The sequence below is a fragment of the Bacillus sp. JJ783 genome (assembly GCF_036963225.1).
In the GTDB taxonomy this organism is placed as follows: domain Bacteria; phylum Bacillota; class Bacilli; order Bacillales; family Bacillaceae_G; genus Bacillus_A; species Bacillus_A cereus_U.
Genome location: NZ_JBALMG010000198.1, coordinates 1 through 2,510 on the forward strand (window position 1 = coordinate 1; position 2,510 = coordinate 2,510).

Sequence of the window (2,510 nt, forward strand, 5' to 3'; positions counted from 1 at the left end):
TAGGGTAGTATATTGTTTATCATGCGCGGTGAAATGTCATTGTTCAAATTAGTAATAAATTATTTATTTTTATTACAATTACACCCTTTTTTCTTTACATAGCCTTGTTGAGCTAAATCTTTTTGCGACTGAGAATTGGAAGATTGAGAAGAAGTTGAAGAACTACTATTTTTGTCATTAGAATTGTTTTTTCGATAGTTGCTATAATTACTCATAGTATCATCACCTCCAATTAAATATATAAATAGTATATGTTTGTACTCTATTAATTGTTACGTTTGAGAATATGTAATGGGGATATACAATACAAAAATCTCCAAGGTATTTTCCAAGGAGATGAATTATAGTTTTCTAATAGAAATGACTTAAATCAGTAGCCCCAATATGGTGGGAAATAGTATGAATCTTGGTAATATAAATTTTGTTGTTGAGGTGGGGATTGAGTTGCTTGGTTTATCATTCCACGATTTTGATTACAGTTTACTGGTGGACCAATTACTGTAGTAGATTGAATTGGAGAAATGGCTTGTTTCCATTGTTGTTCATCGAGACAGTAAGTATGGGCCATAATGTTTGATGGAGTTAACCTTAAAATATCAGATCCAAAAATAACTTCAGGAGTTGGGGCATCAAAAATGGCTAATAAATGTGTATTATCTGTTGTGGCGATTTCATAATGCCACCAAGCTTGTGGGATATTAGCAACTTGCCCTGGTTTGATCGGTAAGTTTAATATTTGATTCGTAAATGGATTAAGTAAAGAAACGACAGCGGATCCTGAAATACAGTAAACGAGTTCAGCTGCATTTTGATGGATGTGTGGTTCTACAACATTACCTGAGCTTAAATATATATCTAATAAAGAAGTGTTTTTTAATGTGTTTAATTGTTTGATGCCAAGTACGTTTATATAATTTTGGGCATCTTTCTTAAAAAAATTACTTTTATTTAAATCATGAGTGAAATTAGTTGAGGGGGAAGTGTAGTCGATATTAGAAGTCATTTGTATTACCCGCCTTTCTTATGGTGTATTGCAATCTGAAATTAGGGTATGAGTCTAGTTATTGAAATGTGAAGGGCTGATGGTGTTAGTTTTTTTAAAATAAAAACGTTAGTATGTATGCAGTCTGATTGGATTACAATGAAATAGTATAAAGTTAGTTTGGTTGCGAAAAAAAGTGCTATTAATTACAATTAATGTGATTGATAGCGCTTTTTTTATTATGGAATAAAAGGGGAGTGTGGGGAATGAATAAAACTATTTTAAAAGAGTTAGAAGTTGAATTGAAAAATCACTTTAAACCGTTTTTGAATGCACCTGCAACAATAGAAGAAATTAAATATGTCGAAAGTGAAATGGGAATTTCGTTTCCAGATGAATTACGTATGCTTTATCTCGTGCATAACGGTGAGGTTAAATCTGGACCAGGATTATTTTTTGGTTTGCCATTTCTCTCGTTAGATGAAGTTTTAGATGAGTGGAGAATATGGAAAAAGGTTGAAGATGGAGAACCATTTGATTTTGATGCATATTCTATACCAAAAAATTATATTAAAGAAAAATATGCAAATGGAAAATGGATACCAATTAGTAATGACGCTGGTGGGAATAATATTGCAATAGACGTTGATCCGGATAAAAAGGGGAAAATAGGACAAGTTATTAATTTTGGACGAGATGAAGAAGTAAAATATGTAATTGCAAATCGAACTTCAGATTTTTTACTATTTATTTTACAAACGCTAAAAGATAAAAATTTCACAATCCACCGAGAGGAAGATTATTTATATTGGAGTTATGGTACAAATGATAATATACATTTTTTAGACGCATTATTTAATATTGAATTACCTGTCTTACATCCTAATTTTATATTTCAGTCTGAAAATAATGTTAAAGATTGGTATGATAGTTTAAATGAAAAATGGAAAAACATCGTGGGATCTCATGAACGTGCGAGTAAATTTATAAGAGAAAAGAGATTATATTTAGGCGGAAATGAGTTAGTAGATATTAGTCCATTACAGATGTGTACTGAAGTAAGGGCGCTAATTTTAACTGGAAATGAAATTAAAGATATTAATGGATTAGAACGGATGACTGCTTTAAAAAAGTTATATTTAGTTAATAATCCAGTTCAAGATTTAACGCCAATAGCACATTTGCAGCACTTAGAAGAAATGAATATTAAGAAGACGAGTGTAAATGATCTATCGGCACTTGTAGAAATGCCATCATTAAAAAAATTGGATATTTCAAATACTGATATTAAAGATTTTTCGTTACTACCGCAGTTTCGGAAGTTAGAATCACTTTCTGTACATATTTCAAATCGTGAGCAGCTCATTGCAATTTCAAAAATAAATACTTTAAAGCATTTACGTATTTTAGGTTTAGAAAATGTCAATGAAGTAGAGTTACTCGTTTTACAAAACTTAAATAAATTAATAACAATTGAATTTGAAAATAGTATTGTTGATAACTTTAATTGTTTTAAAGATAATACAGC

The 2,510-nt window shown here is 30.3% G+C and carries 3 protein-coding genes; 1 reads left to right on the forward strand and 2 read right to left on the reverse strand.

The features are described 5' to 3' along the window. Window positions 1-59: 59 nt before the first annotated feature. Both V7038_RS27865 and V7038_RS27870 read right to left on the reverse strand, forming a co-directional pair. On the reverse strand, window positions 60-215 hold the full coding sequence (locus V7038_RS27865) for a hypothetical protein (RefSeq protein WP_002095645.1): 156 nt from the start codon (window positions 213-215) through the stop codon (window positions 60-62). Between the two features lie 155 nt (window positions 216-370). After that, entirely contained in the window at window positions 371-1,003 is a 633-nt protein-coding gene (locus V7038_RS27870) for a cupin domain-containing protein (protein ID WP_002109923.1), read from the reverse strand. Between the two features lie 245 nt (window positions 1,004-1,248). Here V7038_RS27870 and V7038_RS27875 point away from each other — a divergent pair. After that, window positions 1,249-2,510 (forward strand): SMI1/KNR4 family protein (locus V7038_RS27875; RefSeq protein WP_335695963.1); only part of this gene is annotated, 1,262 nt, incomplete at its 3' end.